Below are 14,788 nucleotides of genomic sequence, written 5' to 3'. Positions count from 1 at the left end.
CATGTTTGATTCATGCGGCTTTCTGTATCTAATTTGTTTAATAAAGGGTAAGATCCCAATTGAATGTACTTATCCTTTGAGGTTCCGGTACTGCTTTTGGCCATGATTCCTGTATTTCAAGGAACATTGAATATCCAGCTTTTTCCAGAGTTCTGCGTTCCTTGCTCAGATCAAGAGGCCATCCTGGAAAAATCCAGTAGTTTTGGTCATATTTACGAACCCAGCAGATTTCTTTTTTACGGCTGTAGAGCGGGCTCATCATGGGTGTTTCTTCAGCAATGATCCTTGAAATTCCAAGCGGCCACATTCCTTTAAGGACAACTCCGAGAGGTAGAGGGCTGTTTGAAGGCAAATTGATAAAATCGTCTTTTGCAAGCTCAGGACAGACAAATGCCGAACTGAAACCGAGATCTTTGAGTTTCTGGACAGCAAGAGCATTTGAAACGTTGCAGAATGGACCTGCGTGAAAGCGCAGTTCTTTAGAGTTCTTTTTAAATAAAGACATCTGCCACGGAGCATTAAGGACAAAATCTTTTGCGCCTAAATCTATTGTCGCCGAGATAAGGTCTGACCATTGTTCTTCTTCGTCCGGCCAGATTACAGGCGGAAGGTGCCACCAGTTTTTGCTGACTGAATGACGTGGAGTTCTTTCAAGTGCATTTTTAGAGAGCCATACAGATGTCCCGAATCTGTTTTTCCCTTTTGGCGGATTGCGCATGAGGAACATGTCCATTGTCTTATCAGAGCTATGAAACGGGCGAGGCATATCAGGGTTGAAGCTGCTGGAAGTTGTTTTTTCTTCGCTTACCTGTTTCAATTCTTTGTCCAGCTCGTTGATTGCTGTAACAAGACCCTGTTCGCGTCTGTCTATCAGGAAGATTTTAGTTCCGGAGTATATTTTACCTTTGCCTCCGGGAATATCAACACGTCCTTTTTTAGGAACAAATCTCCTGATCCGCATAGTTCTGTGACCGGGTTGATCCTGATAACCGACACGGAGAAAGTCTCCCGGCAGGAGCTCCTGACGTGTTGTGAAAAAGGCGTTTTTACCCTGCTTGCTGATGCCGATCAGCATACCTGAACCGGTTTCATTTCCCGGTTCCAGTGGCGTGAATGGACGCTGCGGGAGAAAAATTGAGTGTGATGAAGGTCTGCCTAGTGCCAGATCAAGTAATTCCAGAGCATTTTTACGTGTCTGGGCATTATTCGGTTCATCGCGGAGCATGCGGTAAGCTGTTACTGCATAATAAACGTAATGGGGACCTTTTTTACGGCCTTCAATTTTCCATGAGTTGACTTGTGGAACAGAAAGCATTGGTTTTGTCAGGACATCGAGGCTGAGATCAAGACATGAGAAAAGTCTTTTGGGATCGTCTTTTCGTCCTGAACCACCGTAAAGACGGCGACAAGGCTGAACACAGCGTCCACGGAGACCGCTTTTTCCGCCATGATACGAACTCCAGTAGCAGCGTCCTGACACACAGTAACACAGGGCTCCGTGAATAAAGAGTTCAAGTGACATGCCCTCAGGGCATGATTCAGCCATTTGTTTGGCTTCGTCCAGATTGAGTTCACGGGGAATAACAACTCTGTTGATCCCCAGTTCAGCGGCGGTTTTCAATGCCTCAGGATGTGTAGCGTTGGCAAGTGTTGATAAATGCAATTCACCTTCATAGCCAACCTGACGGGCGAGTGAGATCATTGCAAGATCCTGAAAGATTATTCCTTCAGGTTTTATATGCCTTGCAACACGGTCAAGCAGGCGTCCGGCGGCTTGAATATCTCCTGGTTTAAGCAGGGTGTTCATGGCTATATATGTTTTAACACCTTTTTCTCTGCCAAGGGAGGCAAGGGCAGACAATTCGCTGATAGAGAAGTTATCTGCTTCCATTCGTGCGGAAAAATGTTTAAGTCCGCAGTATACTGCATCGGCACCGGCAGCAATTGCTGCTAAAAAACATGCTTTATCACCGGCAGGTGCTAGAATTTCTGGTTTGTGTTTTGTCATTTTGATCACGCTTTGCCGCTTTTTATGCGGACAGCAAAATTAAACAGGATTTAAATTTATGAGTTCTGATAACTGCAAGGCTGTTAAAGTCCTTAGTATTAGACAGCTTGGTAAATCCTCACCCGGTGAGGAAATAGCTGAACTTCGCCTCGAACATCCGGGCTGGAAAAGCTGGCGCGCCGGACAGTTTGTAATGATCCGTCCTTTATCATGGCCTCTGGATCTCATTTGGGGCAGACCTTTTTCCATCTGTAAAGGGGATGGTGATAGCCTTACCATCCTTTTTCAGGTTGTAGGCCGCGGCACATCACGTCTGCTCGAATTGCAGAAAGGAGAAGCCGTGTCAATGTGGGGTCCTCTGGGAAATTTCTTTTCCAAGCCTGCAGACCGTCCGGTTTTGATGCTTGCAGGGGGAATGGGAATAGCTCCCTTTTGCGGATATGTCGACACCCATCCTGAGCCTGAAAATCTGAAACTATTCTTTGCACATCGGCTGCCTCTTGAAAACTATCCGTATGCAGAAATTCAGAAAAAAGTTGAAACTGAAGCTTTCAAAGAGAATAAAGTTGAGGATATTCAGCTTATTATCACAAAAATTAAAGCTTTAGTTGAAGAATTTTCTAAGAAAAATGGACTTGTCGTCGCATGCGGACCAACACCTTTTCTCAAAACAGTTCAGGCGGCTGCAAATGAATTTGGCTGTGAAGCTGAACTTTCTCTGGAAAATCGCATGGCTTGCGGTGTTGGAGCCTGCCTTGGGTGTGTGACCAGAGAAAATGATGGGCATCATACTCAGGTCTGTACCACTGGTCCTGTTTTTAAAGCTGATGCAATCAGTCTGGAGGAATAGTTATGGATATGTCAGTTGATTTTGCCGGGCTGAAATTAAAAAATCCGATTTTAACAGCTTCAGGAACTTTTGGTTTCGGTCTTGAATTTAAAAGATTCGGGGAGTTGGAAAAACTTGGTGGAATAATCGTTAAAGGACTCTCCATAAAGCCGAGGGAAGGGAATCCCATGCCGAGGCTTGCCGAAACTCCATGCGGGATGCTCAACGCAATTGGTATTCAGAATCCCGGGGTTGAAGCTTTCCTCAAGAGCAAGCTTCCCAAGCTTCCTGTTAAAGATCTGCCTGTTTTGGCAAATTTATATGCTACTGATGCTCAGGAATTTGGAGAACTCGCCGGAATGCTTGCTGAAGAAGAGGGAGTAGCTGCTCTTGAAGTGAACGTATCCTGCCCTAATGTTAAAGAGGGTGGAATTGCTTTTGGCCAAGACCCTGCACAGATTACCAAGGTCGCAAAAGCAGTTAAGAAAAATTCCGGCAAAAAACCTGTAATTATAAAACTTTCACCAAATGTAACCGATATCACCGTATGTGCTAAAGCCGCTGAAGATGGCGGGGCAGACGGACTTTCTCTTATCAATACTTTATCCGGTATGGCTGTTGATATAAAAAGTCGTAAACCCAGACTTGCCAATGTTATTGGCGGTCTGTCAGGACCGGCTGTAAAACCTGTGGCCTTGCGCTGTGTTCATCAGGTCGTAAACGCTGTTGATCTACCAGTAATGGGTCTCGGCGGTATTACCACTGCTGAAGATGCGGCTGAATTCCTGCTGGTAGGAGCAAAAGCTGTTCAAATAGGAACTGCTAACTTTATCAGCCCGGATACAGCATTCAAGATAGTGGAAGAACTGCCCGGAGTTTTAAAAGCTGCCGGAGCAAAATCTCTTGAAGAATTTACCGGTAGCCTGATTTTGCCTGAATAGTTTTATTTTATTTAAAATAATTGGAAAAATAGAAAAAAAACTTGCAAAGTATGATTTGATTAGCTAAACACTGTTTCACCCAATGCGGAGAGGTGTCCGAGTCTGGCTTAAGGAGCACGCCTGGAAAGCGTGTTTAGTTAACGCTAACGGAGGTTCAAATCCTCTCCTCTCCGCCAGAGAGATAGTTAATCCCCCTGTAACCAAGGTTACAGGGGGATTTTTTATTTTATAAATTGATGCTGTATTTAATCTTTATGCTATTGCCCAAGCATCACTCCACAATATTAAATGTTGAATAATAATATTTTTACATACAATTGGATTTAAATTTATAATTAAAGTATGGTTCCTTAGTCCTTCTTTTCTGTAACCTGCTAACTTAAATTTAGAAGTGGAGCCGACTATGAAAAAAAGTTTAAATATTTTGCATTTTTTTATTTTATTTTCATTACTTCTACTTTCTCCAGATTTTTCTTATGCCGGTCATGATTTAACTGTTTCTGATGATTGTCCATGCGCACATTCAATTAACGAAATGGTTAAAGCCTATAATAACAACAAAACATTTAAGATGCTTGTTGATAAGGCTTTTAAAAATATGAAAAATACTCCTGCAAGTTATCGGAAAGACGGGAATCCGTGGCTCGGAAAATCTTTTGATGATCTAATTCCATTTTTTGAAAAGTGGTGCACGTTTCTTCCTGAAGCACAGGGAAGCTCTGATAATGGTCTAAAATATATAGAACAAATGGATCTATTCGCCTACCGAAACCCTCTTGGCAGCGCTGTTTTTCAGACTTCACCGGGGCTAGAGTTATTTGATAATTTTTCTGCTGAACGCGGACAATTTTTAAATAGTAAGAAATCAACTAAATATGTTTCTGAGTGGCTGTCTGATGTCCGTATTGAAAAGGATCAATATTATCTGCCTGATCCTGATGCCAAGGATGGTGGTTTCAAATCATATAATCAGTTCTTTTCACGTAGATTTAAAAATATTGAAGAGGCCAGACCTCAAACAATGCCTGAACGTGATTATATTATTTCAGCCCCGACTGATGCTATTGTGAACACAATACCAGCTGAAATTATCGATGAAAATACTTTGATTCCCACCAAAGGAACACAGAAGCTCAATATCAGAGAAATGCTCGCTAATTCAAAATATTGGAAAAATTTTGTTGGTGGTACAGCTATGTCATGCATACTCATGCCTAATACATACCATCATTACCATGCTCCTGTAGGCGGAAAGGTGATTGAGACCAGATTGATCAAGGGGTCTCTTCTGGGGATGAAGGACTTCCCTGAGTTTGTTCCTACAAACGGAAATGTGGGATATCACGGAGCCAGTTTCGGAGCATTTGAAAGTTACCAGCGTGGATATTTTATAATTGATACTGGTAAATACGGTCTGGTTGGTGTTGTTCCCGTGGGATTAAGCACTGTCGGGTCTGTAGTTTTTGAAAAGAAGTTTCTGCAATCAGATAAACCTGTGGAAGTTAAACGCGGTGAAGAATTAGGCCACTTTCTTTATGGCCGATCTTTGGTAATTCTATTCTTTGAACCTAACAGGTATAAATCCGGTGCGATTAAAGTTCGACTCGGTAATCAGATAGGAATATTTGATACAGATTCAAATAATTAATTATAATTTAGAATTTTAGACAGATATCCAAAGGTCGCGCGATAATTTAGTTATTGCGCGGCCTTTGTCTCATTTTTGAGGTGGTTGACGCTTAGAAGGTTCCATTTTTTAATTATGGCGAAAAGAATCAAGTGATAGCCCGTGCCTTCTTATATGAGCATAAAGTGTAACTCTGGATATACCCATTTCTTTTGCCGCGGCTTGGACATTTCCTCTATTTGTGTGCAGGGCATCAAACAGGCGTTGTTTTTCAACGGATGATTTACCCTTTGTGACTTCATTCTTAGTAATTGAAGAATCCTGAAAATTGAACGGGGGTGGAGTGGACATATCCGGTTGTTGCAGCTCTGGAAGTAGGTCTTCTTTGCTTATCCATGGCCCGTCCGCCATAACGGCTGTCCGTTCCACAATATTTTCCAGCTCTCTTACATTACCGGGCCAGTTATAGTTTTCCAGCCTGCTCATAGCATCAGCCGTAAATCCGCTTAGTTTTTTGCCAAGATATCCGGCCATTTTTTTCAGGAAGAAATTCGAAAGTATGCTGATATCGCTTCTACGTTGTCTTAATGCTGGGACTTTAATTACAAGTACATTGAGTCTGTAGTATAAATCGTGACGGAATGTTCCATTGGCAACGTGTTTTGCCAGATCACGATGAGTAGCCGCTATCACTCGAACATCAACTTTTCTTGACCTTTTACCACCTACTCTGGTTACTTCTCCTTCCTGAAGGACTCTCAAAAGATTGGCCTGAGCTGCGAGTGGCATATCCCCTATTTCGTCAAGAAAAAGGGTTCCACCATCAGCCAGTTCAAATTTACCCGGGGCTCCCTGACGGGATGCTCCTGTGAACGATCCTGATTCATATCCAAAAAGTTCACTCTGAACTAAGTCCCTTGGAATTGCTCCGCAGTTGATAACAATAAAAGGGTGTTTTTTTCTGGGACTGGTATTGTGTATGGCCTGAGCAAAAAGTTCTTTACCAACGCCGCTTTCTCCTAAAATTAGCGTTGTCATGGAGTTGGAGCTGGCCTTTTTAGCCATATTGATCGATTGCATGGTCGAGTCAGCTTTTCCAAGTATATCGGAAAAATTATAGATGGCTTTGGCTCGCGTCATTCTGTTTGTGAGCTGGTTGACCCTTTGGCTTTCTCTTAGCGTAAGGCATACTCCACCTTCAGGAACCGGGGAAGATGAGTAAAGGCATTGAAGTGAAGTTCCATCAGTCAGTTGCATCGAACATTCATTATCCCTTACCTGTATATCAGTATCCGGGAAGCGGTCTCTATCCAGCGGTTTGGCGATGTCGGTGAGAGGTCTGCCACTGATGTCTTCTGTTACATGAAACATCTCTTTAGCATAGCTGTTCATCATCCTGATACAGCCGAAATTATCCAGCACAACAACAGCCTCACCAAGAATATCCATTATTGTTCTGGTCTCCTGCAGTAATTGTTTAAGAAGCATTTGCTCTGTTACGGCTTTAGCTGCAGAAATAACCAGCCCGAATGCATGATGATTAAAGCTGTTCCTCTTCATAGTCATGGAAAGAGTCCCGACTAATTCATTTTTATGATCGAAAATGGGAGCTGCGGAGCATGACCAGCTGTCAAAGTATGAGTTGTAATGTTCACACCCAAGTATACAGGTTGCCTGCTTTTCAACACGGCATATTCCCATTGCGGTGGTTCCTTCTATAGCTTCTCCGCTGACGAGACCTTGTAGAGAATCAGCTGTTCCTCGTCCGAACTCAAGCCCGTCACCAAGTGTATGCAGGTAGATTCCTTGGGCTTCAGTAAGTATAACACAATTATTGGTAGGGTGGATATTATTCAGCAGCTCTTCCATAATTGGTTTTGCTGTTGAAAGTAAAAAATCGTTTTTTTGCAGAATTCTCTGCATTTCTGTGTTGCTTAAGTGTACAGAAGGAAGACCTGAAATAGGGGCATTGCCAAGGCGTGAGCGGTTCCATGAGCGAAGGACATGCGGTCTTATAAGTGATGGATCAACTTCTTTGCCTAAATGAAATGAGGTTCTGGCTTCATGGATTTTTTTCCACAAAGTTGCATGTGAGGCTCCGGGAGAGGAAAAACCGTCATAGAAATTTTCCATATTTGTTTTTTCAAAGGGAGCGATAAGTTCTTCTTCATACCGTCTTCTGTCTCCCTTGGAAGTGGATACATGCATTTTTGTCTCCTACCTTTTTTTCATACACATTCTGAGATGGGCAGCAGAATTACTACAGTTCTTCTTCCGTTTATTTTTCGAGATAATTCTACCATCAGGAAATATTGTGTACAAGTCCATGCAGTAAAAAAGGCAAGCTCTAATTATTTGTTTTATAAAAAGCATTGAGGACAGGCTTTGTATTTTCAGCATTCGCATCAAATAAAGTCTGTCCTCAAATACAGGAACAATTATGCCGGTGATTCCACACTGTTAAGACTTGCAAAGGCAAGGATTACTCCCAGAACTACTCCAAGAGAAGCAGCAAATAAGACGCGTAAATCAGGTGGAAGCAAGAAAGTTATGGTGTGTGCAGGAATCCAGAAGAACGGAATAGTTTTTTTAAACACAAATCCCCAGGTCATTTTCCAATCAATTTCACCGAGGATGTTTCCAATATTTATAGGTGAAAAAAATCCATGCAGTGATCCTCCGGTTTTTTCGATATGTATGGAAACCACCCCATGGGCAAGCATAAATAGAGGGGCAAACAATAAATTCATCAGAGCACTGATTGAAAAAGCCAGTCCGAGTCTTGTCATAAAGTTGCCATCAGCTAGAGCATTATCCTGAATGGCAAAACCAAGTACATGTAGAAAATTCGGAGTTCCGGTTGCATAGATAATAAATGCGGTGTGAATCAAAACACCAATACAGCCCCAGACTATAAATCTTGGTTTAAGACCGAATCCGGGCATATTGTAGTTCTTTGATGTGATTCTGAGAGCGACCATTTCTCCAAGTGTTCCAAGGATGGCAAATTTAAGAAAGCTCATCACATACGGATGTGATTCAGCAAAATTGCCGACGGCCTGTATAGAATCCGGCACGAATGTAAAAAACAGTATGGCCAGAATTATGGCCGCAGCTGCCAGCGGATCAGTTGATTTCATGTCTTTTAACTCCTCGGGGAGTTTTTTAGACAAAGCTCCCCTGTACGCGCCAAACAAAGTTAGGTGCGATCTTTACTTCAAAAAGAAGATTTTAGTGTAAAAAACTGTGTTTAGATTTAACTTACTGATTTAAAGCGGACTTGCGATGACGGCTCTGCATCGCAAGTCCGACTGACCTCGGGTTGCAAAAGGTCAGATAATATCTTCCTCATTTAGAGGAACATGGCAGTTTACCAGCATTTTTTGTACAGACTCATAACCTCTTTAAGGTTGGGAATCCTTGGAGTTGTGACTGTAGAAACCTCATTAAGGGCATCCTTAGACATCGGTTCAATATCCTTGGTGTCTATCTTCTTATCGATCATAGCGGCAGCTTCAGTAATTGTTCTTGGAATTCCAACCAGATCGTTGAGCCTTTGAACAGCCTCAACACAAGCTTCTTCAGGGTATTTTCCAAGATCGCTCATTCCGCTTATTTCGGCTATCTTAGCCATCTTTTCTCTGCATACAATTTTATTGTAATCAAGAACAACAGGGAGACAGACTGCGTTAGCAAAGCCATGTGATATATGGTAAAATGCACTCAGCGGATGGGCCATTGAATGAACCAGACCAAGACCGGCATTGGAAAAAGCCATGCCGCCCATGGTTTGCGCATAAGCCATTTTTTCTCTTGCTTCTATATCATTGCCGTTACCAACAGCACGGCTCAGGTATTTGAAGACAAGCTCTATTGCCCCCAGAGCCAGAGCATTCGTATATTCCATTGCTCCGATTGAAAGGTATGCCTCAATAGCATGAGTCATGGCATCCATTCCTGTAGACGCAGTGATAGCCGGTGGGAGCCCCATCATAAGCATGGGATCAATGATAGCAACATCAGGCAGAAGCCTGCCATCAAGGATTACCATTTTCCACGGATGATCATCTCTGGTATTTGTAATAATGGCTGCACATGTTGATTCCGATCCTGTTCCGGCAGTTGTTGGAATTGCAATATAAAATGGGAGAGGGGCTTTAAGAAGTCCCATTCCGCGATACTGGTCGATAGGTCCGCCGCTGGTTGCAAGAATTCCGCAGCCTTTGGCCGCATCCATTGAGCTGCCGCCTCCAAGACCGATAAGGCAGTCGCATCCTTCTTTTTTATACATGCTGTAGGAGTCTTCTGCATTTTTTTCATCAGGATTAGGTACTGATTCATCGTAGAGAGCGTAAGGAATTCCCTCAGCTTCAAGAACATCTGTTACTTGTTTTGCCAGGCCTACTTTTACAACACCTTTGTCGGTGACGATCAAAGGTTTCTTCAAACCCTGCATTTTGATGGTTTCGGGAACCTTTCCCAGAGCTTCAGCACCAGTAAAAATCATGTTTGCAAGTTGAAATGCAGTGATCATAGCTTTCCTCACATTTTTTAAAGATTTTTATGCATGCATTATTATGCATGGGTGAAAATATTGGCGATGCAAAACTGGGCATCGTCATATTTATATAGCTTTCAAGGCTTCAAGAACTCTGTCAGGTGTTGCAGGAAGTCTGTATATTCTGGCTCCACAAGCATCCCTGATGGCGTTTATTACTGCCATGTGCGGATTAACCATGGGGCCTTCTCCTGCACCAGATGCACCGAATGGTCCGTGTTCCCTCAAATTGTTTTCAAAATATTCAATCTCCATATCATCCGGAATACTTTCGATATACGGGAATCCAGCTCCTATCATTGTTGAATGTTTCTTTATGTCCTCAAAGTCTTCGCTTAAGGCCAATCCGATTCCCTGCGCAATGCAGCCGTATATCTGCCCATCAACAGCGAGTCTGTTGTTTATGGAACCAAGGTCAGCTACACAGGAGAAACGATCTACTTTTACTTTACCGGTGGCTATTTCTACTGAAACTTCAGCCATATAAATGGTATACATGCAGTTTACAAAGGGAGTGCCCAAACCTGTTTCAGGATCACACACGCTACCCATAGAACTATAGGATCCGTCGAAACGTGTAGGTTTTTCTGCGGCTACGGCTTCTTCGTAGCTCATGTAAGATCCATCAGGTTTTTTAAGAGCGTCAAGCATGGCTTTGCAGGCAGCGTTAAGCGCATTACCTACGACAACCTGTGAGCGGGATGCTCCAGCAGGACCTGCCGGCGGTTGTTTTGAAGAATCAGGCCAGCTGAAACGAATTTTTTCTACAGGTATGTTCATGGGGCGCAGTGCTTCATGGGTGGTACCAACGGCTCCTATGTCTGCACCCTGTCCATGGTCTTCCCATGAACATCCAAGGGTAACTCCATTATCAGGATCATACTGGATGAAGACTTCAGCAGAATCGATACCGTCTGCTCCAGCTCCGTAAACTCCCACAGCGATTCCAGCACCTTTTTTAACTGTCTCTGTTGATTCCTTTGCGGCACGGTCTTTAGCTTTCTTATATTTGGGGCGTAAGGCTTCAAGAAGCTGGGGAAGGGCGATAACGTCAGGTATGGCCCCTGTAGGTGTGGTGGCTCCATCACGGTAACAGTTTGCATATCTGAATTCCAAAGGATCCTGACCAAGAGCAATGGCCATTTCATCTACAAGGGATTCTCCGGCAAAAACTGACTGTATGCCTCCAAAGCCTCTGAATGCGGCACCCCAGGCGTGGTTTGTACATACAGTTCTACCCATACCTCTGATATTGGGTATGTCGTAACCAGCTCCGATAAATTGAATTCCTCTGCCAGTCAGAACACTACCCATTTCGCAGTATGGACCATGATCGACTGAATAGTCGTGTTCAAGAGCCAGTATGCGACCGGTCTTTTTCTCTGCGGCCATGCGGGCGGAAATGTAGAATGGAGATCTTTTTCCTGTATATGTCATCTGCTGGAAATAATTGTATTTCAGTAAACATGGACGTCCTGTAGCCATTACTGCCACACCTACAAGAGCTTCTGAAGTCGGACTTAATTTGTATCCGAATGTTCCACCCATAGGATTGGAGGCAAGAGCTATTTTATCAGGAGTAAGTCCCATTCCTTCAGCAATCATAAATGCGTGAAGGTGAACTGCAATTGATTTACTATGAATATGCAGCAGTTCATCATCACCCATGTAAGCGAATGATACATCCGGCTCTATTGGCATGTGTGGCTGACGACTGGTAATAAAGTTGCCTTCAACAACTTCAACATCATCTCTTTCAAAGATAGGGGCTGTTTCATCACCTTTAATAAGTGGTTGAGTGAAATAAATATTAGGTGTTCCGGGATGTATCTCCATAGCATCCTCAGCCATTGCTTCAGGTGCGCTGAGATAGGCAGGCAGTCTTTCAAGTTCTACCACAACTTCTTTAGCTGCTGCTTCAGCTTCTTCCTGACTGTCTGCGCAGACTAGAGCCAGAACATCACCATATTGGAAAACTTTTGTATCATTAATAATAGGACGTTCCCAACCATCACCTTTGTGATAGGGGCTTTGCACCAGTCCGAAAATACGGTTTTTGCCTTTTACATCTTCGGCTGTAAGTACAGCTGCAACACCGGGCATGGTTTTAGCTTTGGAAGTATCTATGCTGATAATATTAGCATGATGTTCTTCAGATTGAACCAGTGCTACATATAGGGTGTCTTCAGGAAGTTTAAGTCCAAGATCAGCACCATAATCAAGAGTACCGGTAACTTTGGCTTCAGCTGTAGGGCGGGGATATTTAGAGCCCCAGATGCGTCCGTCTTCAGGCATTTTAAAATCAAGACTGTCTTCAGGAGCATCACCGCGCATTACTTCTGCCGCGGCCATAACAGCGTCTACTAAGGGTTTATATCCTGTACAACGGCAGGCATTCCTGTGTTTCTGAAACCAGTTGCGTACATCTTCTCTGGAAGGGGTGTCGTTTACGTCAAGTAATCCTTTTGCAGAAACAATAAATCCCGGTGAACAGAAACCGCATTGAGCCGCACCGTGCAAGGCCCATGCTTTCTGCAATGGATGCAGATGTCCCGGCTTTCCAAGTCCTTCTATTGTAGTAATATTAGAATGTTCAGGAACTTTTTTCATCTTTGTTATACATGACCTTACAACTTTACCATCTAGGATGACTGAGCAGGCACCGCATTGTCCTTCTCCACATCCTACTTTAGTTCCAGTCAAGTGTAACTGTTCTCTTAATACCTCAGACAGTTTCGCGTCAGGATTTGTAAAGAGATTTGTCTCTACACCATTAACGAAGATTCTCTTCTGTAATAATGAACTCATGTTGCACCTCGTTTTTAGTGTATAAAAGCAAACGGTGTGCCATGTATTATTATGAAAAATATTTGTATAATTTTGGATAGTTATGCCAATCTATAAAAGTGTAAAGTCCAAAGTGTAATGTACAGTTAAAACTTTACATGTAAATATAACTGTTAAGCCTTAACAGTTTAGTTGCTATAATGAGCTTTACTTTTTTGATATGTACTGTGGAGTTGTATACTAGGCAGGTATGGATATGGAAAGATAACTCAAAAAAAGGACATTTAATATTTATGATAACAATCAAGATCTTTTATCAAAATATTTTCAAATACAAACAACATCGGAAATATTTATCATTTGCGCTATAAATTTGATAAATTGCTTGGGATCAGGGTACAAAATAGTTGTAATATCTTTTCGAATTGCTTGATAAAATAAACCAACTTCAGCAGATAACATTTGCTCCGCTCTGGACATTAGGAAAAACTTTGAAGAGTTGGAAAGATGAAGCTCTCGGATGTTTCGTTACGGCAAGAACAGAGGAACAATTGAAGGGTGTTATCGCAAGATGAAGATCATCCAGAGACCGGGCATACTGAGTTAAATCTTTCGAAAAGGTCCGGCCCCATATTCAGTCTAGGCAAAAATTAATATGGAATTTTGATAATTCGGGCTTGTGCCTCCTTGTTTTGTGTAGCCGTAAGATACGGTGAGGTGTAGTTTAGAGGATAGGTAAATTAATTTTTTTAAAAGAAGTATTTAATTTAAATATATTGCTTATCATTTTTTTTGAGAAAATAAAATATATAATTTGAATTAGTATTATAAAAGTATAGAAAAAATTGATGTTAAATTTTTGGGGGATGAGGTATTAGGAAATCCAGACCATTTAAAAATTTGCAAACCTTGTTGTGTTAATATATAGATTTTATTATCTTTATCACTTCTCACAATTCTAGGACTATCTAATAGGTTTTTGTCATTCTCGTTATTATTGCCAATACGGCCTACGTATATAAAATTATCTGTTGTGAGTGCTGATGTTGGTAAAATATGCACTATGTTATCATTAGATTCACATCCAAGTATGTAGCTTTCATTTAATAACGATATTGAATTAAAATCGCATGACCAGTTTTTCAGAGAACCATTTAATAATATTGGTTCTGCATGTTGAAAATATCTTATTCTTTTTATGAAAATTCCTTCTGGCGCAAAAATTTTAATGCCCGAGTTGTCTGCTGATATATCAGTTACATATACTATTCCTTGTTTATCAACTACAACTGACTGAGCTGCTGAAAGATATGAAGTTGTATGTTCAGGGCCTCCAATTTTATTTAAATATTGTCCATTAGAATTTAGTTTGACTATTTGATGAAGGGCGTTATCAGCAACATAAATGTCCCCTGAGTTATCAAAGGCAAGATCAACGATATTTTTAAATTTATTATTGTCAGCACCAAATTTTGTAATGGAAGCGATGTATTCGCCTTCCGGGTTGAAAATTGAAATCTCATTGTTAAGATATGGTGCATAAATATTTCCATTTATTCCTATCCTTATTCCTGTTGGAAAATTAGCGTAATCAATATTGCCATAAGTTTTTATATATTTCCCATCCTTGGAATATTTTTTTATACCTGAAGTTGTTGCTATATGTATATAGCCATCAAAATCTATGTCGAATCCAGTCACATATTCATCTAATGGTATTGTTTTTATCATAGTACCTTGAGACGCAAAAACAATTGATGAGAAAAGAGCTAGTGATAAGTAAAAGCTTAAAAATATTATATAGATTTGTTTTGTCATTTTCGACCCTATAGATAAAGTAGAACTAATTTATCGTAATTTGAAATTATAGCAAATTTTATTTCTTTTAGCTATCTAAATAATATTATTATAAATTTGAGTTGCAGGCAAGGTCTTATTTGATTGATTTTCTAACTGAGCATAAAAATGATTTTGAAAGAATGATTGTTTTTTAAATAGAATAATTGCACTGTTAGTTTAGTATAGTTCCTGTTTGGAA

General features: G+C 41.4%; 9 protein-coding genes and 1 tRNA gene. 4 read left to right on the top strand and 6 right to left on the bottom strand.

The window, feature by feature from the left end:
• Positions 1-37: 37 nt before the first annotated feature.
• Positions 38-2,008, bottom strand: a complete 1,971-nt coding sequence (locus G496_RS0107945; RefSeq protein ID WP_027178818.1) for a U32 family peptidase — start codon at positions 2,006-2,008, stop codon at positions 38-40.
• 58 nt (positions 2,009-2,066) lie between these two features.
• On the opposite strand from G496_RS0107945, the gene G496_RS0107940 reads away from it, so the two are divergent.
• From G496_RS0107940 to G496_RS0107925, 4 genes are all read left to right on the top strand, one after another.
• Positions 2,067-2,858: an iron-sulfur cluster-binding protein gene (locus tag G496_RS0107940; RefSeq protein WP_027178817.1), complete on the top strand. Its 792-nt coding sequence runs from the start codon at positions 2,067-2,069 to the stop codon at positions 2,856-2,858.
• A gap of 2 nt (positions 2,859-2,860) precedes the next feature.
• On the top strand, positions 2,861-3,778 hold the full coding sequence (locus tag G496_RS0107935) for a dihydroorotate dehydrogenase (RefSeq protein ID WP_027178816.1): 918 nt from the start codon (positions 2,861-2,863) through the stop codon (positions 3,776-3,778).
• Positions 3,779-3,864: 86 nt separating this feature from the next.
• Positions 3,865-3,954, top strand: a tRNA-Ser gene (locus tag G496_RS0107930).
• 227 nt (positions 3,955-4,181) lie between these two features.
• On the top strand, positions 4,182-5,426 hold the full coding sequence (locus tag G496_RS0107925; RefSeq protein WP_027178815.1) for a phosphatidylserine decarboxylase: 1,245 nt from the start codon (positions 4,182-4,184) through the stop codon (positions 5,424-5,426).
• Positions 5,427-5,534: 108 nt separating this feature from the next.
• On the opposite strand, the gene G496_RS0107920 is transcribed toward G496_RS0107925, so the two are convergent.
• From G496_RS0107920 to G496_RS0107895, 5 genes are all read right to left on the bottom strand, one after another.
• Positions 5,535-7,613, bottom strand: a complete 2,079-nt coding sequence (locus tag G496_RS0107920; protein WP_051294918.1) for a sigma-54-dependent Fis family transcriptional regulator — start codon at positions 7,611-7,613, stop codon at positions 5,535-5,537.
• A gap of 230 nt (positions 7,614-7,843) precedes the next feature.
• Entirely contained in the window at positions 7,844-8,545 is a 702-nt protein-coding gene (locus tag G496_RS0107915) for an Mpv17/PMP22 family protein (RefSeq protein WP_027178813.1), read from the bottom strand.
• Between the two features lie 230 nt (positions 8,546-8,775).
• Positions 8,776-9,939 (bottom strand): iron-containing alcohol dehydrogenase, encoded by a 1,164-nt coding sequence (locus G496_RS0107910; protein ID WP_034632736.1) that lies wholly within the window; start codon positions 9,937-9,939, stop codon positions 8,776-8,778.
• A 90-nt stretch (positions 9,940-10,029) separates the two neighbouring features.
• Positions 10,030-12,771: a molybdopterin-dependent aldehyde oxidoreductase gene (locus G496_RS0107905; RefSeq protein ID WP_027178811.1), complete on the bottom strand. Its 2,742-nt coding sequence runs from the start codon at positions 12,769-12,771 to the stop codon at positions 10,030-10,032.
• An 804-nt stretch (positions 12,772-13,575) separates the two neighbouring features.
• Positions 13,576-14,568 carry an NHL repeat-containing protein gene (locus G496_RS0107895; protein ID WP_156900616.1) on the bottom strand — a complete coding sequence of 331 codons (993 nt, stop codon included), beginning with the start codon at positions 14,566-14,568 and terminating at the stop codon, positions 13,576-13,578.
• Positions 14,569-14,788 lie beyond the last annotated feature (220 nt).

It is taken from the genome of Maridesulfovibrio bastinii DSM 16055, assembly GCF_000429985.1.
GTDB lineage: Bacteria > Desulfobacterota > Desulfovibrionia > Desulfovibrionales > Desulfovibrionaceae > Maridesulfovibrio > Maridesulfovibrio bastinii.
Note: the sequence above shows the minus strand (reverse complement) of the source record. Positions and strands in the feature narration are given on the sequence as shown.